This is a genomic window from Actinomycetospora sp. NBRC 106375 (assembly GCF_030269665.1).
GTDB lineage: Bacteria > Actinomycetota > Actinomycetes > Mycobacteriales > Pseudonocardiaceae > Actinomycetospora.
Genome location: NZ_BSTS01000002.1, coordinates 75,144 through 100,873, shown reverse-complemented (window position 1 = coordinate 100,873; position 25,730 = coordinate 75,144). Strand labels below are relative to the sequence as shown.

The window sequence follows — 25,730 nt, the reverse complement described above, 5'->3', positions numbered from 1 at the left end:
GACCGGGGGCGGGACGAGGACGTCGGTGGGTGTCCCGCGCCAGCGCGGGCCGGATGCGGAGGACGCGGATGGACTCGTTCCCGCCCGCCCGCGGCGCTGCCCCGATCGACGACCTCCTCGCCGGTGTCGACGCCGACGCCGACCTCACCGACGAGGCCGAGGGCTCGCCCGCCGACCTCCCCGAGGTCGTCGAGGCCGTCACGGGCCGCGCCCGCGACCTGCACCGTCTCGCCGACCGGCTCAGCGTCGGCGCGGGCGGGGCGCCGGGCGGGATCTCGGGCGAGGAGCCCGGCGACGGCACCCTCTCCGCGGTGGCCCTGCTCCGCGCGCACGCCGGCGAGGTCGACGCCCTCGCCGAGCACCTCGCGGCCGCCGGGGCCGAGCATCCCGGCTCCCCGTCCGCCGGCACCGACCCGGGCACCGCGCCCCGTCCCGGCCCGCGCAGCCTCGGGTGACCGGGCCCGACCGCCCGCTCCGGCTCGTCCCCGCGGCCGGTCCGGTCGACGTCGCGGGACCGCCCCGCGCCGCCCTCCTCGCCGCGGTCGACGCCGCGGTCGGGGTCCTCACCGGCGGGCTGTCGCGCTGGGCCGCGCTGCCGCCACGCTGGCGGGGCGTCCCGTCGGGTCCGGACACCGACCCCGCGACCGTCGCGCGCGCCGGGACCGACGCCCGCGACCTGCCCGACCCCGCGGCGCTCGCCGGGCAGGCCGACGCGCTGCGCGAGGCCGTGACGCTGGTGCGCCGCCAGCACATCGACACCGCCGAGGACCTCGGGCCGCTCTGGGACACGTGGGCGGGGCCGTCCGCCGACGCCGTGCAGCAGCGGGTGTCCGCGCTCGCGCGGTCCGCGCACGGGCTGGTCGCCGAGCTCGGGGACACCGCCGACGTCTTCGAGGCCGCCGCGGGGCAGGTGGCCGCCGCGGTGCGCGACCTGGCCGCCGGCGCCGCCGCGGTCCGCCCGGCCGACCCCGTCGGCGGGCTGCACCCGGCCCAGGTCGACGCGATGCTCGCCGCGGTGCGTACCGACCCGTCGGTGGAGCGGCCGCTGCGGACGTGGGCGGCCGACCTCGAGGAGCGGCTGGCGGTGTTCCTCGCGGCCGCCCGCCGCAGCCGGACGGCCGGGCGCGAGGCCGGGGCGCGGGTCCGGGAGCGGCTCGCCGCCGGCAGCGCGTCCGGTGCGGCGGTCAGGCGGAGTGGACCTCGGTCCCCTTGACCGCGCCGTCGAACGCCGCGGCGTAGCGGGAATCACCGCCGAGGCGGTCCAGCAGGAAGCCGGTCAGCAGCGCGCGCACCAGCGTGCGCGTCGCGGGTTCGCCCTTGCCGTCGAGCAGGACGTCTGACCAGTGCCGGCCCTCGAGCAGCCCGAGGTGGGTGGCCTTCTTCACCGTGCGCAGCGACGACTCGCCCGCCCAGGCTTTGTCGAGCAGCTCCGCGCCGGCGCCGGGCGGCGAGACGAGGTCCTTGCCGAAGCCGAGGTGCATGCCCGGCAGGTGCACGGCGCGGGCCGCCTCGACCGCCGAGGGCCGCGTGTCGGTGACTGCGATCGTCGCGACCGCCTGGAGCGCGACGCCGTGGCCGACCTCCCAGTACGGCTCGCCGACCGCCTGCACGCGGGTGTCGGTGGCCGGCACCGCGGCGGCGAGCACGGCCGACCCGGCGCCCATCCCGTGCCCGGCGACGCCGAGCTTGCCGGGGTCGACGCTCACCGCCGCGCCGCGGGCCGTGCCGCCGAGACGCACCCCGGAGCAGATGCCGAGCGCGGTGCGCAGGTCGTGGGCGAGGGCGCGGTGGGACCCGAACGGGCCGCGCTGGGTGTCCGGCGCGGCCGCGACGATGCCCCAGGACGCCAGGTGACGCAGCAGGCCGAGGTAGCGGGCGGCGGGCTGGAGCCAGTCGTGCGCGAACGCCACGGCGGGCAGGCCGGTGCCCGTCTGCGGGGCGAACACGACGCCCGGCAGGCCCACCAGGGCGAGCTCACCGCGCAGCACCGGGTACGGGCCGGGCTTCGACAGCTCGGCGACCAGCGCCTTCGGCGCCAGGGCCTTGCCGGGGATCACGCTCGCCATGGCCCGGGAACCTAGCGGAGGCGGACGGTCGCGGCCCGTCGTGACCCGCCCCCGTCCTGTCCTCCGGATGGCGGGCGGACGGAGCGCCGGAACGCTCTCGTTACCCTGAGGCTCGTGTGCGGCATCGTGGGATACGTCGGTTGGCGTCCGGCCCAGGAGGTCCTCGTCAACGGGCTGCGGCGCCTGGAGTACCGGGGATACGACTCCGCCGGGGTCGCCGTGGCGGACGGCAAGGGCGGTCTCGAGGTGCACCGCGCGGCCGGACCGCTCGACAACCTCGTCGCGGTGCTGCCGGACGACGGGGTGGCCGGCACTGCATCTGGCAGCTCCGCTGCGCTGCGTGCCACCACCGGGATGGGCCACACCCGCTGGGCGACGCACGGGCCGCCGACCGACCGCAACGCCCACCCCCACACCGACGCCACCGGCCGGGTCGCGGTCGTCCACAACGGGATCATCGAGAACTTCGCCGCGCTGCGGGCCGAGCTCGAGGCCGAGGGCGTCGAGCTGACCAGCGACACCGACACCGAGGTCGCGGCGCACCTCCTGGCCCGGGCCTTCGCCGCCGATCCGGACGCCGGGCTGACCGCGGCCGTGCGGGCGGTCGTCGCCCGTCTCCAGGGCGCGTTCACGCTGGTCTTCACTCACGCCGAGCGCCCCGACGAGATCGTGGCCGCGCGCCGTTCGTCGCCGCTGGTCGTCGGCGTGGGGCAGGGCGAGATGTTCGTGGCCTCGGACGTGGCCGCGTTCATCGACCACACCCGCGACGCGGTGGAGCTCGGGCAGGACCAGATCGTCACCCTCACGCCCGAGGGCGCGGTGGTCACCGACTTCCACGGCGAGACCGCGAAGACCCGTCCCTTCCACGTCGACTGGGACATCGAGGCCGCCGAGAAGGGCGGCCACGACTTCTTCATGCTCAAGGAGATCGAGGAGCAGCCGACCGCCCTTGCGGACACCCTGCGTGGACACCTCGTCGACGGCCGGGTCGTGCTCGACGAGCAGCGCCTGTCCGACCAGGAGCTGCGCGACATCGACAAGGTGTTCGTCGTCGCCTGCGGCACCGCGTACCACGCGGGCCTGCTCGCCAAGTACGCGATCGAGCACTGGTGCCGCATCCCGGTCGAGGTCGAGGTCGCCAGCGAGTTCCGCTACCGCGACCCGGTCCTCGACCGCTCGACGCTCGTCGTCGCGATCTCCCAGTCCGGCGAGACCGCGGACACGCTCGAGGCGGTGCGGCACGCCCGCGAGCAGAAGGCGCGCGTGCTGGCGATCTGCAACACCAACGGCGCCCAGATCCCGCGGGAGTCCGACGCCGTGCTCTACACCCACGCCGGCCCGGAGGTCGGGGTCGCGGCGACCAAGACGTTCACCGCGCAGGTGATCGCCTGCTACCTCGTGGGCCTCGCGCTCGCGCAGACCTTCGGCACGAAGTACGCCGACGAGGTGGCGCGCGAGTACGCCGAGCTGGAGTCGAGCACCGACGCGGTGGCGCGGGTACTCGAGGCCGTCGTCGAGCCGACCCGCGCGCTCGCGCGCGAGCTCGCGCAGTCCAAGGCGGTGCTGTTCCTCGGGCGCCACGTCGGCTTCCCGGTGGCCCTCGAGGGCGCGCTCAAGCTCAAGGAGCTCGCCTACATGCACGCCGAGGGCTTCGCGGCGGGCGAGCTCAAGCACGGCCCGATCGCGCTGATCGAGCAGGGCCTCCCCGTGGTCGTCGTCATGCCCTCGCCGAAGGGCCGCGCGATCCTGCACCAGAAGCTGCTCTCCAACATCCGCGAGATCCAGGCCCGCGGGGCCCGCACGATCGTCGTGGCGGAGGAGGGCGACGAGACCGTGCGGCCGTTCGCCGAGCACCTCATCGAGGTGCCGTCGGTGTCGACGCTGATCCAGCCGCTGGTCGCGAGCGTCCCGCTGCAGGTCTTCGCCGCCGAGGTCGCCCGCTCCCGCGGCTACGACGTCGACAAGCCCCGCAACCTCGCGAAGTCGGTCACGGTCGAGTAGGTGGGTATGTGAGCAGTTGGCGCCCTCATAGGGTCGCCCACTGCTCACATGGGGCGGAGGGAGCACGCTTGTACGGCGTCTGGACGCCCGAGCAGGTGCGGGCCGCCGAGGAGCCCGTGCTGGCGCGGACGCCGGAGGGCGCGCTCATGCGCCGCGCGGCCCGCGGCGTCGCCCAGGTCGCGCTGGCGGAGCTGGAGCGCCGCACCGGCGGGGTCACCGGGCGCCGGGTCGTGGTGCTGGCCGGCGCGGGCAACAACGGCGGCGACGGACTCTGGGCCGGCTACGAGCTGCGCCGTCGCGGCGTCGCGGTCACCGCGGTGCTGCTGAGCCCCGACCGCGCGCACCCCGCAGGCCTCGCCGCCCTGCGGAAGCAGAAGGGCCGGATCGTCACCGACCCCGAGGGCGGCGTCGTCGCCGTCGAGCGCGCCGACCTCGTGCTCGACGCGATCGTCGGCACCGGCGCGCGCGGGGGGCTGCGCCCCGAGGCGGCAACCCTGGCGGCCGCGGCGGCGACGGCCCGGGTCCCGGTCCTCGCCGTGGACACCCCCAGCGGCGTCGACCCGCTGACCGGCGTCCCCGGAGACGACGCGGTCCAGGCCGCGCTCACCGTCACCTTCGGCGCCCGCAAGCCCGTCCACGTCCTGGCGGCGCCCCGCTGCGGGCCGGTGACGCTCATCGACATCGGCCTGCGCCCTGAGCTGCCGCCGGCACCGGTGCGGGTCCTCGCCGCTGCCGACGTCGGCCGGCGCTGGCCCGTGCCGGGCCCCGGCGACGACAAGTACACCCAGGGCGTGGTCGGGATCGCGGCCGGCTCGCGGACCTACCCGGGCGCCGCGGTCCTGGCGAGCGGCGCCGCGGCCCTGGCCACGAGCGGGATGGTCCGCTACGCGGGCAGCGCCGCCGACGAGGTGCGGGCGGCGTGGCCCGAGGTCGTGGCCACCGACACCGTCGGCGAGGCCGGGCGCGTGCAGGCCTGGGTCGTCGGCCCGGGGCTGGGCACCGACGACGCCGGCTCCGCCACGCTCGCCGAGGTCCTCGACGCCGGCCTGCCCGTGCTCGCCGACGCCGACGCGGTGACGCTCCTGGGCCGGCACCGCGAGCTCCGCGAGAAGGCCGCCGGCGCGCCCGTGCTGATCACCCCGCACGCCGGGGAGTTCGCCCGCGTCGCCGAGCTCGGCGACGACCGCGTCGACTCCGCCCGGCGCGCCGCCGCCGACCTCGGCGTCACCGTGCTGCTCAAGGGCAACGCCACGGTCGTCGCCGCCCCCGACGGCCGCGTGCTCGTGCACCCCGCCGGCAGCGCCTGGCTCGCGACGGCGGGCTCGGGCGACGTGCTCTCGGGGGTCGCGGGCGCGCTGCTCGCCGCCGGCCTCGAGCCCTGGTGGGCCGGCGGCTGCGCCGCGTTCGTCCACGCGCGGGCCGCCGACATCGGCGCGGGCGCGGCCGACGGGCCCGGTGCGCCGGTGCCGGCGTCGAACGTCGCGCAGGCCCTGTCGCGGGCGATCCGGGAGGTCAGAGAGTGACGAGACCCCGCGCCGAGGCCCACGTCGACCACGACGCGCTGGCCCACAACGTCGGCCTGCTCGCCGGGCTCGCCCGCGCCTCCGGCGCCGCGACCATGGCGGTGGTCAAGGCCGACGGCTACGGCCACGGCGCGGTGGACGTCGCCCGCACCGCCCTCGCGTCCGGCGCCACCTGGCTCGGTGTCTGCACCCTGGACGAGGCCGCCGAGCTGCGGGCCGCCGGTGTCGGGGCGCCCGTGCTGTCGTGGCTGCACCTGCCCGACGAGGACTTCGCGCCCGCCGTGGCCGACGAGGTCGACCTCGGGGTGTCGTCGCGCGCCGAGCTCGACGGCGTCGCCGCCGGGGCCCGGCGGGCCGGGCGCCCCGCGCGCATCCATCTCAAGATCGACACGGGGCTCAGCCGCAATGGGTGCCCGCCCGCGGCGTGGGGCGACCTGCTCGCCGCCGTGGAGGACGCGCGCGCCGCGGGCGACGTCGAGGTGGCCGCCGTCTGGTCACACCTCGCGCACGCCGACGCGCCCGCGCACCCGACGATCGACGTCCAGTCGAAGCGCCTCGACGACGCGTGGCGCGCGGCCGCCGAGACCCTCGGCGGCCCGCGCCCGTGGCGCCACCTCGCGAACTCCGCGGCCACCCTCACCCGTCCGGACCTGCACCTCGACCTCGTCCGGCCCGGGATCGCGGTCTACGGGCTCGACCCGCTCGACGCCCCGGACCGTCACGGTCTGCGCCCGGCGATGACGTTCCGCACGCGGCTCGCGCTGGTCAAACGCGTCGCCGCGGGAGAGGGTGTCTCGTACGGTCACGAGTGGACCGCACCCGACGACCGGGTACTGGCCCTCGTGCCGACGGGATACGCCGACGGCGTGCCGCGACGGCTCGGAGGGACGATGACGGTGCAGCTCGCCGATCGACGTCGACCGGTCGTCGGCCGCGTGTGCATGGACCAGGTGGTCGTCGACCTGGGCCCGGCCGACGGTGACGTGCCCGCGGTCTCCCCCGGTGACGAGGTCGTGCTGTTCGGGCCGGGCGACGACGGCGAGCCCACGGCGTCCGAGTGGGCGGGCTGGCTCGACACCATCCACTACGAGGTCGTGACCGGTGTGGGCTGTCGCCCCCGGGTGACGCGGACGCGGTCGTGACCGAGAACCGGGAGCACCGGATCTCGCCCGGCGGGGTCGCGGGCGCCGTCGCCGGCGCCGTGCTCGGCGGCGCGGCCGCCGCGGGCGCGGTCGGCGCGGGCCGGGCCCGCTCCCGTATCCTGCGCCAGCGTGAGCGGCTCTCCGAGGAGGAGAAGGCCCATCCCTCGGAGCTGGGGCTGCTGCCGCCCGGGCGCGAGTCGTCCGTGGCCGCCGACGACGGCGTCCGGCTCTCGGTCGAGGAGATCCCGCCCGTCACCCCGGGGGCGAAGCCGGAGCTGACCGTGGTCCTGGTCCACGGGTTCGCCCTGGACCGCCGGTGCTGGCACTTCCAGCGCCGCATGCTCTCCGAGCTCACCGAGCCCGCGGTGCGCACCGTCGTCTACGACCAGCGCCGCCACGGCCGGTCCGCGCAGGCCCCCGCGCGGTCGTGCACGATCGCCCAGCTCGGGGCCGACCTCGACGCGATCCTGCGGGCCGTGGTGCCCGAGGGACCGGTCGTGCTCGTTGGGCACTCCATGGGCGGGATGACGATCATGGCGCTCGCCGAGCGCAACCCGCGGCTGTTCCGGGAGCGGGTCGCGGGGGTCGCGCTGGTCTGCACGTCGGCCGGCGACGTCATGGCCGGGGGCCTCAAGCAGGCGGTGCTGTCCCACCGCAACCCGACGGTCAACGTGCTCGGACGGATCGCGCACTGGCAGCCGGCGCTCGCGGACCGTGTGCGGCGCATGGGCAGCAACGTCATGTGGGCGTTCGTCCAGGGGCTCTCGTTCGGCGACCGTTCCACCGACCCGGCGCTGGTCGACCTCGTCGACCGGACGATCGCGGCGACCCCGCTGGACGCGCTGACCTCGTTCGCCAACACCCTGTCCACCCACGACCGCCGCGCGGCGCTCGCCGGGCTGTCCCAGTGCGAGGTGCTGGTCGCGGGCGGCACCCGCGACCGGATGATCCCCTACGAGCACTCCGAGCTCATCGCCGCGGAGATCTCGCACGCCGAGCTCGTGCCGCTCGAGGGCGCCGGGCACATGGCCATGCTCGAGCAGCCGGGGGAGTTCGACGCGGCGCTGCTCGAGCTGCTGCGCCGCTGCACCCACCGCAGCCAGGTCCTGCGCCGCCTGCGTCCCGGCCGCTCCGCGGGCGGCGAGCGCCCGCGCCGCGGCCTACGCCGTCCGCGCCGCCGGGCATGATCGGCCCCGTGCCGAGCCCCGTGCCCAGCGTCACCACCGACCGCCGCGTCGTCCTGCCCACCGCCGCCGACACCGCCGCGCTCGGCCGCGACATCGGCGCCCGGCTCGCCCCCGGCGACCTGGTCGTGCTCTCCGGTCCCCTCGGCGCCGGCAAGACGTGCCTCGCCGCCGGCATCGGGGAGGGCCTCGGGGTCGAAGGGCCGGTCACGTCGCCCACCTTCGTCATCGCCCGCGAGCACCCACCCCTGCCCGCGGCCCTCGGCGGCCGCGGCGTCGTCCTCGTGCACGTCGACGCCTACCGGCTCGGCGTGGGGACCGCGGTCGAGCCCGACCCGGACGAGGTCACGGCCCAGCTCGACGACCTGGACCTCGACACCGATCTGACCCGCGCCGCCGTCGTCGTCGAGTGGGGCGAGGGCGTGGCCGAGCACCTGGCCACCGAGCACCTGCTGGTGCGGCTGGACCGGTCCGGCGGCGACGAGGTGCGCGAGGCGCTGCTGCACGGCCCGGCGCGGCTCGTCGGCGGGGATCCGTAGGGTCGTCCCCGTGCTCGTGCTGGCCCTCGACACCGCCACCGCCCGGATCACCGCGGGCGTGGTGGAGCTGCCCGACGCCGGCGGGTCCTCCGGGTCGAGCTCCCCTATCGGCGTGCTCCCCTCGATGCTGCGTCTCCCGCCGCCGCGCACCCTGGCCGCCCGCGACGGCGAGGGCGCCCGGGCGCACGCCGAGCTGCTGGCGCCGGCGATCGCCGACGCCCTCGCCGGGGCCGGCCGCACGCGCGCCGACCTCGACGCCGTCGTCGCGGGCGTCGGCCCCGGCCCGTTCACCGGGCTGCGCGTCGGGCTCGTGACCGCGGCGGCGATGGGTGACGCGCTGGGGATCCCGGTGCACGGCGTGCCCACCCACGACGCGCTCGCGGTCGGGGCGGCGGGCTCCGTGCTCGTCGTGACCGACGCCCGCCGCCGCGAGGTCTACTGGAGCCTGCTGGCGGACGGCGTGCGCACCCACGGCCCCGAGGTCGTCCGCCCCGACGAGCTGGCCGCGCGGATCGGGCCGGAGGGGGACCTCGGCCGGGTCGACGTCGTGCTGGGCGACGCCGCCGAGAAGGTCGGCGGGGCCCCCGGCGCCCCAGGCCCGACACCCGCGGGACTCGTCGCGGTGGCCGCGCCCGCCCTGCGTGCCGGCGACGTCCCCGGACCGCTCGTGCCCCTCTACCTGCGCCGCCCCGACGCCGTCCCGCCCGGCGCCCCGAAGGCCGTCACCCGGGCCGCGCCGTGACCGCCCCGGACGCGGAGCGCAGCGGAGCCGGACGATCGATCTCCGGTGTCGTCCTCGACGCGCTCACCCCCGACGACGCCGACCGCTGTGCCGAGCTCGAGGCGATCCTCTTCCCGGGCGACGACCCCTGGAGCGCGCGGGCCTTCCGCGAGGAGCTGCGGGCGGGACACCGCTACCTCGCCGCCCGCGACGGCGACCGGCTGGTCGGCTACGGCGGCGTGGCGCTGCTGCCCGGGCGGCTCGGCCAGCAGGCGGAGGCCGAGATCCACACGATCGGGGTCGACCCGGCCTGCCAGGGGCGGGGCGTCGGGCGCGCCCTGCTCGACCGGCTGCTCGCCGCGGCCGACGACATCGGCGCGACCACGTACCTCGAGGTCCGCACCGACAACGCACCGGCCCGTCGGCTGTACCGTGCGACCGGGTTCGAGGTCGTCGGCACCCGGCGCCGTTACTACGCCTCGGGCGCGGACGCGTACACGATGCGGCGCCGGCCCGGCCCGGTCCGATCGGCCGACCCGCCCGCGGCCGCCCCTCGTTGATGCCTTGGCACTCTCGGCGCTAGAGTGCCAATCAGCACGGCATCGACGGCCGCTCCGGCACCCGCGACGACGGGGCGGGCCCGCCGGTGTCGTGAAGCCGAGATCAGCGGAAATCGCTCCGACCCCAGACAGGTGGAGGTCACCGACGTGGCCAGCGTGAACATCAAGCCGCTCGAGGACAAGCTCGTGGTGGAGGCCAGCGAGGCCGAGACCACGACCGCGTCCGGCATCGTCATCCCGGACACGGCGAAGGAGAAGCCCCAGGAGGGCAAGGTCCTCGCCGTCGGCCCGGGTCGCGTGGACGACAACGGGAACCGCATCCCGCTCGACGTCGCCGTGGGCGACGTCGTCATCTTCTCGAAGTACGGCGGCACCGAGGTCAAGTACAACGGTCAGGACTACCTGATCCTCTCCTCCCGCGACGTGCTGGCGGTCGTCAACTAGGACCGGCCCGCGCACGCACATCGATCGCCGCCCCGGGTGGCCCCACGGGGCACCGGGGCGGCGTCGTTCGCGGACCCAGGAAGGAAGTACGTGCCCAAGCAGATCACCTTCGACGAGACCGCCCGCCGTGCTCTCGAGCGCGGCGTCGACCAGCTGGCCGGCGCGGTCACGGTGACCCTCGGACCCCGGGGGCGCCACGTCGTGCTGGAGAAGAAGTTCGGTGGTCCGACGATCACCAACGACGGTGTCACCATTGCCCGCGAGATCGAGCTCGACGACCCGTTCGAGAACCTCGGTGCCCAGCTGGCGAAGAACGTCGCGACGAAGACCAACGACGTCGCCGGCGACGGCACCACGACGGCCACCGTGCTGGCCCAGGCCCTCGTCTCCGAGGGCCTGCGCAACCTCGCCGCCGGGGCGAACCCGACGGCGCTGGGCGCGGGCATGGTCGCCGCCACCGAGAAGATCACCGAGACCCTGCGCGCGAAGGCCACCCCGGTCGACGGCCGTCAGGGCATCGCCGCCGTCGGTGCGGTCGCCTCGCGCGACCAGACCATCGGCGACCTCATCGGCGAGGCCATGGAGAAGGTCGGCGAGGACGGCGTCATCACGGTCGAGGAGGCCTCGACCCTGGTGACCGAGCTGGAGGTCACCGAGGGCCTCCAGTTCGACAAGGGCTACATCTCGCCCTACTTCGTCACCGACAACGACTCGATGGAGGCGGTGCTCGAGGACACGCAGATCCTCCTGAACCGCGAGAAGATCAGCTCCATCCAGGACCTGCTCCCGCTGCTGGAGAAGGCCGTCGAGTCGGGCAAGCCGCTCCTCATCGTCGCCGAGGACGTCGAGGCCGAGGCCCTGTCGACGCTCGTGGTGAACTCGATCCGCAAGACGGTGAAGGTCGCCGCGGTCAAGGCGCCGTTCTTCGGCGACCGTCGCAAGGCGTTCCTGGACGACCTCGCGGCGGCCACCGGCGCGACGGTCATCAACCCCGAGGTCGGCATCAAGCTGTCCGAGGTCGGCACCGAGGTGCTCGGCACCGCCCGTCGCGCGGTCGTCACCAAGGACGCCACCACCCTCGTCGAGGGCGGCGGGCGCCGCGAGACGGTGGACGCCCGCATCGCCCAGATCCGGCGGGAGATCGAGGAGACCGACTCCGACTGGGACCGCGAGAAGCTCCAGGAGCGTCTCGCGAAGCTCTCGGGCGGTGTCGCCGTCATCAAGGTCGGTGCGGCCACCGAGACCGAGATGAAGGAGCGCAAGCACCGGATCGAGGACGCCATCGCCGCCACCCGTGCGGCGGTGGAGGAGGGCATCGTGCCCGGCGGGGGCAGCGCGCTGCTGCACGCCGCGGCCGAGCTCGACGGCAACCTCGGCCGCACCGGCGACGAGGCCACCGGCGTGGCCCTGGTCCGCCGGGCGCTCCAGGCGCCGCTGCGCGCCATCGCGCACAACGCGGGTCTCGAGGGCGCCGTGGTCAGCGCCCGGGTCGCGGAGTCGGGCTGGGGCACCGGCTACGACGCCGCGAGCGAGACCTACGGCGACCTCATGGCCGCCGGGATCATCGACCCGGTCAAGGTGACGCGCTCCGCCCTGGAGAACGCCACCTCGATCGCGCGCATGGTCCTGACGACCGAGAGCGCCGTGGTCGACAAGCCCGAGGAGGAGGAGCCGGCCGCCGCGGCCGGAGGCCACGGGCACGGCCACGGGCACGGTCACTGAGACCGTGAGGGCGCCGCCGGGCGGCTGATCGCCCGGACCCCGAGGACACGAACGGCGCTCTCGCTGCTTCCGAAGCAGCGGGAGCGCCGTTCGTTCGTCCAGGGGCGGGGCGCTACCGGCGGGGCGCTACCGGCGGGGACGGCCGGTCGCGGCCGCCACGCGCTCGGACTCGGACATGCCGCCCCAGATGCCGTAGGGCTCGCCGGCGGCGATGGCGTGGCGACGGCAGGGCTCGACGACCGGACAGTCGCGGCAGACGGCCTTCGCGCGGCGCTCGCGGTGGGCGCGCGCGGGGCCCCGCTCGCCGTCCGGGTGGAAGAAGAACGCGCTGTCCATCCCCCGGCAGGCCCCGAGGCGCTGCCAGTCCCAGATGTCGGCGTTGGGTCCGGGAAGCCGGCGGACGTCCGCCATGCGCCACCTCCACGTCGCGAGGACCCGCGGGTCCGTCGGCGCGCACGTCCCGGTCGGACACCGATCGGCCGCGTTGCGCCCGTGCTCCGGTGGCCGTGACTCTGGGTGCGCACTGTTGCGCGCACCGCGACCACCGCGATGGACCCTATGGCGGTTGTGCACAAGCCGTCCAGGGCATGCGACGTGCGCCATCCCGCATCGTTCGTCGCACCGTTCGGCGCGTCGGGTGTCCCCCTACATGTCGGGGTGCTTGCCGATTCGGCTCCGATCCGTGATCATTCCCCGCACGCGGAGTACACACCGGTGTCGCCGGACGGTCGTATCCGGTGGATCTCCGGTCGTCACCGTAGGGTCGCCCGGACGTTGAACAGGGGGAGTGTCACCACATCCGGACGGTCGCCGCTCGCGCGGCCGCCGTCCGGCGCCGACCGGCCGTGGAGGACCTCGGCCATCGGGGCGTGGACGTCACTGCGCCTGTCGTGAGGAGAACGCATGAACCGGCACGTCGAGCGGGGTCTCGACCGCGGACGCGAGCCGGGTGCTGCGCGTGCGACCGAAAACGTCGCCGACGGCGGGTCAAGCTCGCCGGTCCGTACGCCGATGGGGGAGAGTGCTCGCTCATCAGCTGCAGGGTCGCTGCAGAAAGGAGCTCCCGTGACCACGGTGCTGATCTGCGACGATCGTCGCAGCGTCCGTGAAGGCCTCACCAGGGTGATGTCCGCGGTCCCGGGTGTCCACCGCATCGACTGCGTCGCCCACGGCGACGAGCTGCTCACGCGCTTCTCGCGGCAGACCGTCGACGTGGTCCTGGTCGGCACCCAGCGCGCGGTGCCGACCGGTGTCGAGGCCACCCGCCGCCTCGTCGCGGCCCACCCGCAGGCCAACGTCATCGTCTTCGGCGCGCCCGACGACTCCGGCAGCATCGCCGCGGCGATCGCCGGGGGCGCCCGTGGCTACCTGCGCTGGGACGCCTCCCGCCCCGAGCTCGTCGCCGCCCTCGCGCACACGCTGGCCAGCACCTCGGTGCCGGCGCCGCGCACGCCGGCCGACTCGGGCGTCCAGCTCACCGAGCGCGAGCTCCAGGTGCTGCGGGGGATGGCGCAGGGCAAGAGCAACGGCCAGATCGGCCGCGAGCTCTACCTCTCCGAGGACACCGTCAAGACGCACGCCCGACGCCTCTTCCGCAAGCTGGGCGTGCGCGACCGGGCGCAGGCCGTGGCGCACGGTTTCCGACGGGGCCTGGTCTCCTGACCGCGTACCGGAACGACGGCCGTTCCGGGGACCCTGCCGGCGCCACCCGCGGAATGCCTGCCGCCGACGACGTCCCCACGCCCGTCCTGGGCATCCCGCGCGCGGTCCACCGCGCGGCGGACCGCTGGCGTGCGCCAGATCGGGCGAACACGTTGCGCCCCGCGCCGGGTCCCGGGCCCGCCCGCTACGCTGACCCGACCATGCCGGCCCCCGGTCCCCTCACCTCGACCGGGATGTCGGACCGTCCGGCGGTGACCCCGACGCCGATGCGCGCCGCGGAGCCACCGCCCCGCGTAACGCCGGGGCCACGTGGAGCGATGACTGACGCAGGGAACGACCTCGAGGGACTCGTGGCCGCCGCCAACGACGGCGACCGCTCGGCCCTCAACCGCGTTCTCGCGATCATTCGGCCGTTGGTCGTGCGGTACTGCCGCGCGCGCATCGGCCGACAGGAACGGTCGTCGGTCTCGGCCGACGACGTGGCCCAGGAGGTGTGCTTGGCCGTGCTCACCGCGCTGCCGGGATACCGCGACCAGGGCCGTCCGTTCCTCGCCTTCGTCTACGGCATCGCCGCCCACAAGGTCGTCGACGCGCACCGGTCGGTCGCGCGCAGCCGGTCCGAACCCGTCGAGGAGCTCCCCGAAGAGCTCGATCCCCGGGACGGACCCGAGCAGCGTGCACTCAACGGAGCGCTGTCCGTCCAGATGGGTCAACTGCTCGACACGCTGCCGCCCAAACAGAGGGAAATCCTCGTGCTGCGTGTCGTCGTTGGACTGTCGGCGGAGGAAACCGCGGAAGCGGTCGAGTCCACTCCCGGTGCGGTGCGGGTGGCCCAACACCGGGCGTTGTCAAAGTTGCGGACCGCGGTGTCCGCGATCTCGGAAGAGGTGAGTTGAGTGGGCGGCCACCGGGCGTCGGGCGGGTCCGAGGGAGACCTCGTCGACGGCCCCGTCGACCTCGCGGCGGTCCGGGCGGATGACGCCCTGATCGACGCGCTCGCCGGCGGAGCCGGCGCAGCGGGTGACACCGACGGCTACGGCTTCGGCGGCACCGACGACGACCGTCTCGCCGCGATCCTCGCGGCCTGGCGCGCCGACATCGAGGCCGATCCGATGCCCGAGCTCGTGACGCTGGACGAGGCGGCCGACGCCGTCGCGGCCGGCCACGAGAGCCGGGACCGGCTGCGCACGCGCGCCCGTCGACGCATGCCCTTCGCCATCGCCGCCGTCGCCGCGGCCGTCGCCTGCGCGGGGCTGACGGTCGCCGTCCACGGCGCCATGCCCGGCGACACCCTGTGGGGCGTCTCCAAGGTCTTCTTCTCCGAGCGCGCCCAGGGCGTCGAGCGGGTGGAGGAGGTCCGCAGCCGCATCGACGCGGCCAACGGCGCCCTCGCCCGCGGCGACACCCAGGCCGCGCGCAACGAGCTGGCGAAGGCGAACATCGCCATCCCGCAGGTGGCGCCCGAGCAGCGGGCCCCGCTCATCACCGAGCGCGACCGCGTGCAGACGTCGCTGTCGAACGACCCGTCGCCGTCCACCCGCGAGCCGTCCGGCAGCTCCTCGGAGCCGACGTCGGAGCCCTCGTCCTCGGGCGGCCAGACGGGTGAGCCGGCGACCCCGAGCCAGCAGGAGACGCCGGCCCCGCAGCAGACGGCCCAGGACCCGGCGTCGACGCCGGCGCCCGAGCAGGCCCCAGGGGACCCGAGCACCCGCGGTGCCGACGACCCGCCGCCCCCGAGCAGCGGGACGACCACCAACGGGATGTCCTCCAGCCCCGGCTCGACGACGCCGACCGGCTGACCCACCCCGGACGCCGAACGGCCCGGCCCCCGCGAGGGGACCGGGCCGTTCGTCCGTCCGACCTGGTCGGCTACTCGGCCAGCGTCGCGTCCGCGAACCCGCGGCAGTACTCCCACGTGACGTAGGCGGCGGGGTCGGGGTCGAACGGGGGCTCGTGCGGGCGCATGTGGCCCTCGTCGAGCAGCTGCTGCAGGCTCGCCCGCAGCAGGTCCCAGTCGTGGTAGTGCTGCTCGGAGCAGTCCTCGCAGTCGACGACGACGCCGCGGATGCCGCGCGGCGCGAGGAGGGCCTCGAACACCGCGAGGTCGCCGAGGTCGGCCACCACCTCGTCGCGCTCGGCGTCGTCGAGGGGAGCGTCGTCCGGGGCGTCGGCGTCCTGTCCCCCGAGCGCGCGGGCAGGGTCCGCGGGATCCCCCGCGAACGGATCGGGCGGCAACGCTTCGTAGGCCACGACCAGCAATTTACCCGCGTGGCGGCGCGCGTCACCCAGCGGCGGTCCGCGCGCCCGGGGGACTGCTCCGACGGGCGGACTACGATCGGTGTCATGGTGCTGACGGAGCCCGGTCTGCCCGAGAAGTTCGCGTTGCTCGGACTCACCTTCGACGACGTCATGCTCCTGCCGGGCGAGTCGGACGTCGTGCCCTCCGAGGCGGACACGTCGGCCCGACTCACCCGTCGGGTGACGCTGCGGGTGCCGCTGGTGAGCTCGGCGATGGACACGGTCACCGAGTCGCGCATGGCGATCGCGATGGCCCGCCAGGGCGGGATGGGCGTGCTGCACCGCAACCTCCCGGCCGACGCGCAGGCCGCGCAGGTCGAGGTCGTCAAGCGCTCCGAGGCCGGCATGGTCACCGACCCCGTGACGTGCTCGCCGGACGACACGCTCGCCGACGTCGACGCGCTGTGCGCCAAGTTCCGCATCTCGGGCCTGCCCGTCGTCGACGAGGCCGGGCGCCTGGTCGGCATCATCACCAACCGGGACATGCGCTTCGAGGTGGACCACTCGCGCCGCGTGCGCGAGGTGATGACCGCCGAGGACCTCGTCACCGCCCAGGTCGGCGTCACCGCTGAGGCCGCACTGGGCCTGCTGCGCCGCCGCAAGATCGAGAAGCTGCCGCTGGTCGACGGCGCCGGGACCCTGCGCGGGCTCATCACCGTCAAGGACTTCGTCAAGACCGAGCAGTACCCGATGGCCACGAAGGACCCCGACGGCCGGCTGCTCTGCGGCGCCGCGGTGGGTGTCGGCGACGACGCGTGGTCGCGGGCGATGGCGCTGGTCGACGCCGGCGTGGACGTCCTCGTCGTCGACACCGCGCACGGGCACTCGCGGGCGGTCACGGCGATGGTCGCGAAGCTCAAGAACGAGCTGGGCGAGCGGGTCGAGGTCGTCGGCGGCAACGTCGCGACCCGGGCCGGTGCGCAGGCGCTGGTCGACGCGGGCGCCGACGCGGTGAAGGTGGGCGTCGGACCGGGCTCGATCTGCACCACGCGGGTCATCGCCGGGGTCGGCGTCCCGCAGATCACCGCGATCCACGAGGCCGCGGCCGCGGCGTCGCCCGCCGGGGTGCCGGTGATCGGCGACGGCGGGCTGCAGTCCTCGGGCGACATCGCGAAGGCGCTGGCGACCGGCGCGGGCACCGTGATGCTCGGCTCGCTGCTCGCGGGCACCGCCGAGACCCCGGGCGACCTGGTGCTGCTCGACGGCAAGCAGTTCAAGACCTACCGGGGCATGGGCTCGCTGGGCGCGATGCGCAGCCGCGGGCAGCAGGGCTCGTACTCCAAGGACCGCTACTTCCAGGACGACGTCCTCTCCGACGACAAGCTGGTGCCCGAGGGCGTCGAGGGCCGCGTACCCTTCCGGGGGCCCCTCGCCCAGGTGGCCCACCAGCTCGTCGGCGGTCTGCGGGCGGCGATGGGCTACACGGGCGCGCGGACCATCGCGGAGCTGCAGCGCGCGCACCTCGTCCGCATCACCGCGGCCGGGCTCGCCGAGTCGCACCCGCACCACGTCACGATGACCGCCGAGGCCCCGAACTACGGGGCGCGCTAGTTCAGGGAGCTCCGCCGTGCGCGAGCAGGTCGAGATCGGGCGGGGCCGCAGCGCCCAGCGCAGCTACGTCTTCGACGACCTCGACATCGTCCCCTCGCGGCGGACGCGGTCGTCGTCGGCGGTGTCCACCGCGTGGCAGCTCGACGCCTACCGGTTCGAGCTGCCGCTGCTGACCCACCCCACCGACGCGGTCGTCAGCCCGGCCACCGCGGCGCGGGTCGGCGAGCTGGGCGGGCTCGGCGTGCTCAACGCCGAGGGGCTCTGGGCGCGGCACGCGGAGGCGGAGAAGGCGCTCGCCGAGGTCGTCACCCGCGCGGCCACCGACCCGGCCGAGGCCGTCGCCGAGCTGCAGCGCCTGCACGCCGCCCCGGTCCAGCCCGCGCTGCTCACCGAGGCGCTCGAGCGCATCCGCGCCGCGGGCGCCACCGTCGCGGCGCGCGTGAGCCCGCAGCACGCCCGCGAGCTCACGCCGACGCTGGTCGCCGCGGGCGTCGAGGTCCTCGTCGTGCAGGGCACGATCATCTCGGCGGAGCACGTCTCCGGGGAGGACGGGGAGGCCGAGGGCCCGCTGGACCTCGAGGACTTCATCGAGGCGCTCGACATCCCCGTCGTCGCGGGCGGCGTCGGCGACTACCGCACCGCCATGCACCTCATGCGCACCGGCGCGGCCGGCGTCGTCGTCGGGTACGGGCAGGCGGCGGCCACCTCCACCGACGCGGTGCTGGGCATCGGCGTGCCCATGGCCACCGCGCTGGTCGACGCCGCGGCCGCCCGCCGCGACTACCTCGACGAGACCGGCGGGCGCTACGTGCACGTCATCGCCGACGGCGCCATGAGCACCTCGGGCGACATCGCCAAGGCGATCGCCTGCGGCGCCGACGCCGTGATGCTCGGCGAGCAGCTCGCCGCCGCGGAGGAAGCGCCGGGCGCCGGCTGGTACTGGACCCCGGCCGCCGCGCACCCGAACCTGCCCCGCAGCGGCATCACCCGCGTGCCGACCGTCGCGCCGGATCTCGCGACGGTGCTCACCGGTCCGGCCCGCTCCGGCGCGGGGACCATGAACCTGTTCGGCGCCCTGCGTCGCGCCATGGCGAAGACGGGCTACTCCGACCTCAAGGAGTTCCAGCGCGTCGGGCTCTCCGTGCGTCGCTGACCACCGGCCGACCACCGGCTGACCACCGGCTGACCACCGGCTGACCACCGGCTGACCACCGCGGACACGCTGGGCGACCACCCCGTTTCCCACGGAAGTGGTCCTGGACAGACAGCGAAGGGTGCGTTGTCGTCTGGAACATGATGACGCGCCCGGAGCTGCTGGGGCCCCGGCGCGTCCTGACGCGATCCGTCTTCGTCGGCCGGCGCGCGTCGCTCGAGGTCGTCGAGGCGGCCTGGGAGGAGGCCCGCGCGGGACGTCCCGGGGTCGTGTGGGTCGAGGGCGAGGCCGGGACGGGCAAGACCGCGTTCCTCGCGCACGCCGTGACCGGACGCCGGACGGCCGTGACGCTGTCGGCCACCGGTGACGCGGCCGAGACGACCCTGGTGCACGGGCTGCTCGACCAGCTCACCGCGGAGCTGCCGCCCGGGCTCGCGGACCGGTTCCCGCTGCTGCGCCCCGACCGCGACCCGCGGGCCGACCCCCTCGCCGTCGGGGCGGACCTGCTGGGTGCGCTGGGCGCCGTGCCGGGGGACGACGACCCCGTGCTGGTGGTGCTCGACGACCTGCAGTGGGCCGACGCGGCGTCGGTGCGGGCGCTTGTGTTCGCGCTGCGGCGGTTGCGTCACGACCGGGTCCTCGTCCTCGCCGGTGTGCGCGTGCCGGGTGGCGACCCCGACGAGGCGCCCGCCGACCCCTGGTGGGAACGGCTGCCCGCCCCGGGCCGGGGGGTGCACCGGATCCGGCTCGAGGGCCTGGACCCGGCCGAGCTCTCGGAGCTCGCGGCGGCGATCGGACGGCCGCTGGGCTCCACCGGGGCGGCCGAGCGGCTGTGGCGGCACACGCTCGGGCACCCCCTGCACGCCCGCACCCTGCTCGAGGAGCTGCCCGCCGAGGTCCTCGCCGGGACCACCGACGTGCTGCCGGCGCCGCGCAGCCTCCCCTCGGTCGTGCTCGTGCGCCTGGCGCGGGCCGCGCCGGCGACGGAGGCGCTCGTCGTCGCGACGTCCGTGCTCGGCGAGAGTGCGCCGCTGACCCTGGCCGCGGCGGTCGCCGGGCTCGACGACCCGGCGTCCGCCCTCGACGAGGCCGTCGAGCTGGGCCTGCTCGCCGAGCGGCCGGGTGGGCCGCCCGCGCGCATCGGCTTCGTGCACCCGCTCGTGCGCGCGGCGGTGCGCGGCGACCTGCCCCCGGCGCGGCGCCGGGCGCTGCACGCGGCCGCCGCCGGGCTGCTGTCGGGGCGCGCGGCCCTGGACCACCGTGTCGCCGCGGCCGCGGGACCCGACCCTGGGCTCGCGGCGGAGCTCGAGGCGCTGGTCGCCGAGCCGGGTGCCGGGCTCGCCGGCACCGAGGCGGCGGACCTCCTGCGCGCGGCCGCGGACCTGTCCACCGACCCCGATGACCGCGAGCGCCGGGTGCTGGCCGCGGCGTCACGGCTGCTCGCGGACGGCGAGGTCGCGCGGGCCGTCGCGCTGGAGGAGGCGGTCGAGGCGTGCCGGCCCGGGCCCTGGCGGACCGCGGTGCTCGGCCAGCTCGCGCTCTTCGCCGGGCGCTTCGTCCTCGCGCGCGAACGGCTCGAGGCCGCCCTGGCCACCGACCCCGAGGGCCCGGGCGAGGGGCGCCCCGGCGACCGGGCGCGGGCGGGCGCGGCGGCGCACCTCGCCCTGCTGCACCTGCTCGCCGGCGACGCGCCGCGGGCGGTGGCCACGGCGGGGGTCGCGCTGGCGCACCACGCGCGCGGCGACGACGTCCGCCTGCCCGGCGGCCTGGCGATGGTGCTCGGGCTGGCGGCGGGCGGGCAGGGCGGTGCGGCCCGGGGGATCCTCGACGGCGTCGCCGACCGGGCGGCGACCGACGGCCACCCGACGCCGGCGGACGTCCTGGTGGTGCGCGGGGTGCTCGCCACGCTCGCCGGCGACGACGCCGCCGCGGCCGTGGACCTCGACGAGGCGGTGCGGCGCGGGCGGGCCGGCGAGCCGGTCCGCGGCCTGGCACTGGCGCTGGCCTACCGCCCGGCGGTGCAGGACCGCGTCGGCGCTCCCGACGGCGTGGTCGAGGGCTTCGAGCTGGCGGTCACGCTCGCCCGCGACGGTGGCACGACGCTGGCCGGGGCCCTGGCCCACGCCTTCGCCGCCGAGGCCTGCGCGGTGCGGGGCCGGACCGACGACGCGCGTGCCCACCTCGCGGCCGCCGCCGAGATGGGCCCCCGCTGGTGGGGGATCGAGGTGTGCACGGCGATCGCCGCGGCCGTGCTCGCCGAGGTCACCGACGACCCCGACGGCGTCCTGCGCGCGCTCGCGCCGGCGCGGGCGTCGCGCGCGCTCACCGACGGCCTCGGGATGCTCGCCCCGCGCACGCTGGAGATCGATGCGCTGGTCACGCTCGGGCGGGTCGAGGAGGCGATGGCCGCCCTCGCCGAGCTCGGGACGCGGGCGACGGGCCGGCACGCCGTCGACGCCGCCCGGCTGGACGCCCGGCTCGGGGCGACGGTCCCGGTGCCCGACGGTGTCGTCGCGCCGCACGCCCTCGCCCGGCTGGAGGCCGAGACCGGCCGCGGGCTGCTCGCGGCCGGCGAGCGCCGGGCCGGCGTCGACCTCCTGCGTGGCGCGCGGGACACGTTCGTCCGCCTCGGCGCGGCCCCGTGGCGCGCCCGGTGCGACGAGCTGCTGCACGGCGCCGGGCTCACCCCCGCCGGCGCGCAGGAGGCGCTCGGTCTCACCCCGCACGAGGAGGCCGTCGTCGCCCTCGTCGCCCGCGGTCTGACCAACCGCGAGGTGGGGCGCGACCTCTTCATCACCCCGCGCACCGTCGCCTACCACCTGAGCAACGTCTACGCGAAGCTCGGCGTCACCTCCCGCCGCGAGCTGGTGCGGCTCCGCCGCACGTGAGCGGTTCGGAGTGCCGGAGCACTCCGAACCGCTCACGAGCGCCGGAGGCGCACCTCACTGGAAGGCTGACTGGAACGTCCGGCCGGGGTGCGCTGTCACCCGGTCGGCGCACCCTCGACGACGTCGAGGAGGAGGCCCCCATGCACCTGACGGTCGATCTCCTCCGCACGGCCGACGGGCGTCTGGAGGGCACCGTGATCACCGAGACCGGCCGCGAACAGGCCTTCTCGGGCACGCTCGACCTGCTGCGGATCCTCGAGGACCTGCAGCCCGAGCGGCCCGGCCCCGCCGGCACCGACCGGTGGTCGTCGTGACGGCGGCGACCCCGCGGTTCACCGCGATCATGGGCATCGTGTTCGCCGCCCTGTTCGTGGCGGCGATGCTGACCGTGAACAACGTCCCGCACCTCGGCGCGTCGGACACCGACTACGGCGCCTTCTACGGCGGCGCGGGCGACACCGTGGTCACGGCCGTCGCCATCTACCTCGTGCCCCTGGCCGGGATCGCCTTCCTCTGGTTCGCGGTCGCGCTGCGCTCGGTCCTCGACGCCCGGGAGACGAGCCCGTCGGCCATCGCCCACGGGCTCAACCTGCTGTCGGCGGCGCTGTTCGTCACGCTCCTGTTCGCGGGGACGGCGGCCGTCGCGACGCCGGTCCTGCTGACGACGATCGGCGGCGGCGCGCCCCTCGACCCGGACATCGCGCGCGGGCTGTCGGCGCTCGGCTACGGCCTGGTCTTCCTGTTCTCGGTCCGCGGCGCGGGCATGTTCGCGCTGACCACGACGGGGATGCTGCGCGCCGCCGGCGTCATGCCGCGCGGGGCCGCGATCGTCTCCTACCTCCTCGCGGCCTGGCTCCTGCTGACCGCGACCGACCACCCCGCGAGCCTGCTCGTCCTGCCGGCCTGGGTGCTGCTCGTCGCCGTCGTGCTGCTGCGCCTCGACCGCCGGCAGCGACGCGCGCCCGCGGAGCAGGCGGCGCCCCCCGCACCGACCCCCGTCCCGACCCCGAGGAGCGAGCCATGACCACCACCCCCGCCGCGCCCGCGCACTCGCTCGCCGACATCCCCGGGCCGAAGCCCCTGCCGATCATCGGCAACGCCCGCGACATCGACACGATGCGGCTGATCCAGAGCGTGATGGAGCTGGCGGAGCAGTACGGCCCGATCTTCGCGATCCACACGCCGAGCGGCGCGTCGTACGTCGTCTCCGGGCTGGAGATGGTCCAGGACCTGTGCGACGACGCCCGCTTCGACAAGCTCGTCGGGTCCGGTCAGCGCGAGATCCGCAAGACCCACCAGAGCGCCGGCCTGTTCACCGCGGACACCGCCGACCCGCTGTGGAAGTCCGCGCACGACATCCTGCTGCCGAGCTTCTCGACCTGGGCGATGAAGGGCTACCTCGACCCGATGGTCGACATCGCCCAGCAGCTGATGCTCAAGTGGGACCGGCTCAACCCCGACGAGCCGATCGACGTCGCGGCGGACATGACGCGGCTGACCCTGGACACCATCGCCCTCTGCGGGTTCGGGTACCGGTTCAACTCGTTCTACCGCGACTCCCAGCACCCGTTCGTCGAGGCGATGATGGCGACCCTCGCCGAGAGCAACAAGCGCCAGCGGATGTTCCCGGCGCAGATCAAGCTCCGGCGGGGCGCCCAGAAGCGCTTCGTGGCGAACGGCAAGTTCATGGACGACACGATCGAGAAGATCGTCCAGGAACGGCGCGCGTCCGGGGAGCCGGGCAGCGACCTGCTCGGGCACATGCTCGTCGGCACCGACAAGCAGGGGAACACGCTGCCCGACCACAACATCGTGGCGCAGTGCGGCACCTTCCTCATCGCCGGGCACGAGACGACGAGCGGGCTGCTGTCGTTCGCCGTGTACTACCTGCTCAAGAACCCCGACGTCGTCGCCCGCGCCCAGGAGGAGGTGGACCGCGTCCTCGGCACCGACCCGGACGCGGCGCCGACCGTCGCGCAGATCGGCCGCCTCGGCTACATCCGCCAGATCCTCGACGAGACCCTGCGGCTCTGGCCGACCGCGCCCGCGTTCACCCGCCAGGCGCGGCAGCCCGGCGAGACCGTCGGCGGGTACGGCCCGTTCGACCCGGGGACGTCGGTCATCGCGCTCACGCCGATGCTGCACCGGCTCACCGAGGTCTGGGGCCCGGACGCGCGCGAGTTCAACCCCGACCACATGGCCCCCGAGCGCCTCGACGCGCTGCCCCCCAACGCCTACCGGCCGTTCGGCTCGGGGCAGCGGGCCTGCATCGGGCGGCAGTTCGCGCTGCAGGAGGCGACGCTCGTGCTCGGGATGCTGCTGCAGCGCTTCGAGCTGGTCGACCACGCGGACTACCAGCTGAAGATCAAGGAGTCGCTGACCATCAAGCCGCAGGGGCTGACGATCACGGTCCGGCCACGGGAGGGCCGGACCTGGGGCTCGGCACCGCGTCCGGCCGCCGTGACCGCGGCCGAGCCGCGCCCGGCGACGCTGGCCGTCGCGCCGTCGGACCGGCACGGCACGCCGCTGCTCGTGCTGTTCGGGTCCAACCTCGGTGCCGCCGAGGACCTCGCCACCCGGATCGCCCGCGAGGGCACCGACCGCGGCTACACCGCCCGCACCGCGGCGCTCGACGAGGCCGTCGGCGAGCTGCCGACCGAGGGCGCCGTGGTCGTCGTGACCTCGTCCTACAACGGCGAACCGCCGGACAACGCCGGGAAGTTCTGCGCCTGGCTGGACTCCGACGCCGCCTCCGCGACCGCGGTGCGGTTCACGGTCTTCGGGTGCGGCAACCGCGACTGGGCCGCGACCTACCAGGCCGTCCCGACCCGCGTCGACGCCGGACTGGAGGCGAGGGGCGGGACGCGCGTGTACCCGCGCGGCGAGGGCGACGCCCGCGGTGACTTCGACGCGCAGTTCGAGGACTGGTACTCCGGCCTGTGGGACGCCCTCGGTGCCGCGCTCGGGCTCGACGCGGCGTCGACGGCCACCGCGGCGGGCGGGCCGCGGCTGTCGGTGGTGCTCGAGCAGCGCCGCACCGCGAGCCCGGTGCTGCAGTCGTACCGCGGGCAGGCGGCGACGGTGCGCGTCAACCGCGAGCTCACCGCCCGGGCGGGGACGCCGGGCGGGCGGTCGGTGCGCCACCTCGAGATCGCGATGCCGGCCGGCGCCACCTACGGCACCGGTGACCACCTCGGCGTGCTGCCCCGCAACCCGATCGGCCTGGTCAACCGGACCATCGCGCGGTTCCGTCTCGACGGCGGGCAGTTCGCGACGCTGACGGCGAGCGGGAGCGCGCCCACCCACCTGCCCGTCGGCGAGCCGTACCCGCTGCTCGCGATCCTCGCCGGCTGCGTCGAGCTGCAGGACGTGGCGAGCCGCGCGGGGCTCGCGGCGATGGCGGCGGCGATGCCCGCCGGCGCGGAGCGCGACGCGCTCGCGGCGCTCGCCGGCACCGACGACGACGCCAAGGCGGCGTACCGCGAGCAGATCGCCAAGCCGCGGCGCACGCTGCTCGAGCTGCTCGAGGCGCACCCGGACTGCGAGCTGGCGTTCGCCGACTTCCTGGACCTCCTGCCGCCGCTGCGCCCGCGCTTCTACTCGATCTCCTCGTCGCCCCAGGCGTCGTCGGACGTCGCGCTGACGGTCGGCGTGCTGGAGGGCCCGGCGCGGGCCGGCGACGGGACGACGTACCGGGGCGTGTGCTCCGGGCACCTCGACGACGTGCCCGAGGGCGGCACCGTGTTCACGTTCGTGCGCAGCCCCAGTATCGCGTTCCGGCCGCCGGAGAACCCCCACGTTCCGATGATCATGGTCGGGGCGGGGACGGGCATGGCGCCGTTCCGCGGGTTCCTCCAGGAACGCGAGTCGCTGCGCGCGAAGGGCGTGCCGATCGCCCGGTCGCTGCTGTTCCTCGGCTGCCGCGACCCGGAGGACGACCTGCTCTACGCCGACGAGCTCGCGGCGTTCGAGAAGGCGGGCGTCGCGACGCTGTACCCGGCGTACTCGCGGGTGTCGGGCTATCCGCACCGCTACGTCCAGCACGCGCTCGAGGCCGCCGCCGACGACGTCTGGACCGCGATGCAGCACGACGCCGTGGTCTACGTGTGTGGCAACGCCTCGACGATGGCGCCGGGCGTGCGGGCGGCGCTCGTGGCCGTGTTCCGGGCGAGGACGGGCGCCGGCGAGGCCGACGGCGAGGCCTGGCTCGCCGGCCTGCGGTCCTCGGGCCGGTATCTCGAGGACATCTGGGGCGAGACGGCGGTGGTGTAGGCGC

23 protein-coding genes are annotated in these 25,730 nt (G+C 75.7%); 20 read left to right on the top strand and 3 right to left on the bottom strand.

Going from position 1 to position 25,730, the window contains the following annotated elements; genetic code table 11:
* The first annotated feature begins 68 nt into the window (after positions 1-68).
* Positions 69-455, top strand: coding sequence for a hypothetical protein (locus QSK03_RS03910; RefSeq protein ID WP_285648671.1), 387 nt, complete (start codon positions 69-71; stop codon positions 453-455).
* Positions 452-1,213, top strand: coding sequence for a hypothetical protein (locus tag QSK03_RS03905; RefSeq protein WP_285648670.1), 762 nt, complete (start codon positions 452-454; stop codon positions 1,211-1,213). Before QSK03_RS03910 ends, QSK03_RS03905 begins: the two co-directional genes overlap by 4 nt.
* On the opposite strand, the gene QSK03_RS03900 is transcribed toward QSK03_RS03905, so the two are convergent.
* On the bottom strand, positions 1,185-2,066 hold the full coding sequence (locus QSK03_RS03900; RefSeq protein ID WP_285648669.1) for a dienelactone hydrolase family protein: 882 nt from the start codon (positions 2,064-2,066) through the stop codon (positions 1,185-1,187). The genes QSK03_RS03905 and QSK03_RS03900 overlap by 29 nt on opposite strands.
* A gap of 114 nt (positions 2,067-2,180) precedes the next feature.
* Here QSK03_RS03900 and glmS point away from each other — a divergent pair, with 114 nt between their 5' ends.
* From glmS to groL, 9 genes are all read left to right on the top strand, one after another.
* Positions 2,181-4,067, top strand: coding sequence for a glutamine--fructose-6-phosphate transaminase (isomerizing) (glmS, locus tag QSK03_RS03895; RefSeq protein WP_285648668.1), 1,887 nt, complete (start codon positions 2,181-2,183; stop codon positions 4,065-4,067).
* 68 nt (positions 4,068-4,135) lie between these two features.
* Complete coding sequence (locus QSK03_RS03890; RefSeq protein WP_285648667.1) at positions 4,136-5,590, top strand: NAD(P)H-hydrate dehydratase; 1,455 nt, start codon at positions 4,136-4,138, stop codon at positions 5,588-5,590.
* Complete coding sequence (alr, locus tag QSK03_RS03885; RefSeq protein ID WP_285648666.1) at positions 5,587-6,732, top strand: alanine racemase; 1,146 nt, start codon at positions 5,587-5,589, stop codon at positions 6,730-6,732. Before QSK03_RS03890 ends, alr begins: the two co-directional genes overlap by 4 nt.
* On the top strand, positions 6,729-7,919 hold the full coding sequence (locus QSK03_RS03880; protein ID WP_285648665.1) for an alpha/beta fold hydrolase: 1,191 nt from the start codon (positions 6,729-6,731) through the stop codon (positions 7,917-7,919). The genes alr and QSK03_RS03880 overlap by 4 nt, the downstream gene beginning before the upstream one ends.
* A gap of 8 nt (positions 7,920-7,927) precedes the next feature.
* A complete protein-coding gene (gene tsaE, locus QSK03_RS03875; RefSeq protein ID WP_502872125.1) occupies positions 7,928-8,455 on the top strand; it encodes a tRNA (adenosine(37)-N6)-threonylcarbamoyltransferase complex ATPase subunit type 1 TsaE in 528 nt (175 codons plus the stop codon).
* A 10-nt stretch (positions 8,456-8,465) separates the two neighbouring features.
* On the top strand, positions 8,466-9,197 hold the full coding sequence (gene tsaB, locus QSK03_RS03870; protein WP_285648664.1) for a tRNA (adenosine(37)-N6)-threonylcarbamoyltransferase complex dimerization subunit type 1 TsaB: 732 nt from the start codon (positions 8,466-8,468) through the stop codon (positions 9,195-9,197).
* A complete protein-coding gene (gene rimI, locus QSK03_RS03865) occupies positions 9,194-9,736 on the top strand; it encodes a ribosomal protein S18-alanine N-acetyltransferase (protein ID WP_502872124.1) in 543 nt (180 codons plus the stop codon). The genes tsaB and rimI overlap by 4 nt, the downstream gene beginning before the upstream one ends.
* Before the next feature lie 147 nt (positions 9,737-9,883).
* Positions 9,884-10,180, top strand: a complete 297-nt coding sequence (groES, locus tag QSK03_RS03860) for a co-chaperone GroES (protein WP_502872123.1) — start codon at positions 9,884-9,886, stop codon at positions 10,178-10,180.
* 90 nt (positions 10,181-10,270) lie between these two features.
* Positions 10,271-11,902, top strand: a complete 1,632-nt coding sequence (gene groL / locus QSK03_RS03855) for a chaperonin GroEL (RefSeq protein WP_285648662.1) — start codon at positions 10,271-10,273, stop codon at positions 11,900-11,902.
* Between the two features lie 126 nt (positions 11,903-12,028).
* Here groL and QSK03_RS03850 read toward each other — a convergent pair whose 3' ends face one another.
* Entirely contained in the window at positions 12,029-12,313 is a 285-nt protein-coding gene (locus tag QSK03_RS03850; RefSeq protein ID WP_285648661.1) for a WhiB family transcriptional regulator, read from the bottom strand.
* Positions 12,314-12,967: 654 nt separating this feature from the next.
* Between QSK03_RS03850 and QSK03_RS03845 the strand changes: the two genes are divergently transcribed.
* From QSK03_RS03845 to QSK03_RS03835, 3 genes are all read left to right on the top strand, one after another.
* Positions 12,968-13,564, top strand: coding sequence for a response regulator transcription factor (locus tag QSK03_RS03845; RefSeq protein WP_116709579.1), 597 nt, complete (start codon positions 12,968-12,970; stop codon positions 13,562-13,564).
* Between the two features lie 317 nt (positions 13,565-13,881).
* Positions 13,882-14,460, top strand: a complete 579-nt coding sequence (locus QSK03_RS03840) for a sigma-70 family RNA polymerase sigma factor (RefSeq protein WP_285648660.1) — start codon at positions 13,882-13,884, stop codon at positions 14,458-14,460.
* Positions 14,461-15,363: an anti-sigma-D factor RsdA gene (locus QSK03_RS03835; protein ID WP_285648659.1), complete on the top strand. Its 903-nt coding sequence runs from the start codon at positions 14,461-14,463 to the stop codon at positions 15,361-15,363.
* A gap of 70 nt (positions 15,364-15,433) precedes the next feature.
* On the opposite strand, the gene QSK03_RS03830 is transcribed toward QSK03_RS03835, so the two are convergent.
* A complete protein-coding gene (locus tag QSK03_RS03830) occupies positions 15,434-15,820 on the bottom strand; it encodes a DUF5319 domain-containing protein (protein ID WP_285649215.1) in 387 nt (128 codons plus the stop codon).
* Between the two features lie 87 nt (positions 15,821-15,907).
* Here QSK03_RS03830 and guaB point away from each other — a divergent pair, with 87 nt between their 5' ends.
* The 6 genes from guaB to QSK03_RS03800 all read left to right on the top strand — a co-directional run bounded on the left by guaB (position 15,908) and on the right by QSK03_RS03800 (position 25,726).
* Positions 15,908-17,413: an IMP dehydrogenase gene (gene guaB / locus QSK03_RS03825; RefSeq protein WP_285648658.1), complete on the top strand. Its 1,506-nt coding sequence runs from the start codon at positions 15,908-15,910 to the stop codon at positions 17,411-17,413.
* 16 nt (positions 17,414-17,429) lie between these two features.
* A complete protein-coding gene (locus tag QSK03_RS03820; RefSeq protein WP_285648657.1) occupies positions 17,430-18,566 on the top strand; it encodes a GuaB3 family IMP dehydrogenase-related protein in 1,137 nt (378 codons plus the stop codon).
* Positions 18,567-18,706: 140 nt separating this feature from the next.
* Positions 18,707-21,454: an ATP-binding protein gene (locus QSK03_RS03815; protein ID WP_285648656.1), complete on the top strand. Its 2,748-nt coding sequence runs from the start codon at positions 18,707-18,709 to the stop codon at positions 21,452-21,454.
* Positions 21,455-21,594: 140 nt separating this feature from the next.
* A complete protein-coding gene (locus QSK03_RS03810) occupies positions 21,595-21,768 on the top strand; it encodes a hypothetical protein (RefSeq protein WP_285648655.1) in 174 nt (57 codons plus the stop codon).
* Positions 21,765-22,478 carry a hypothetical protein gene (locus QSK03_RS03805; protein ID WP_285648654.1) on the top strand — a complete coding sequence of 238 codons (714 nt, stop codon included), beginning with the start codon at positions 21,765-21,767 and terminating at the stop codon, positions 22,476-22,478. Before QSK03_RS03810 ends, QSK03_RS03805 begins: the two co-directional genes overlap by 4 nt.
* The gene (locus tag QSK03_RS03800; RefSeq protein ID WP_285648653.1) at positions 22,475-25,726 is read left to right on the top strand and encodes a bifunctional cytochrome P450/NADPH--P450 reductase; all 3,252 of its coding nucleotides are present in this window, start codon (positions 22,475-22,477) and stop codon (positions 25,724-25,726) included. Before QSK03_RS03805 ends, QSK03_RS03800 begins: the two co-directional genes overlap by 4 nt.
* The last annotated feature ends 4 nt before the right edge of the window (positions 25,727-25,730 follow it).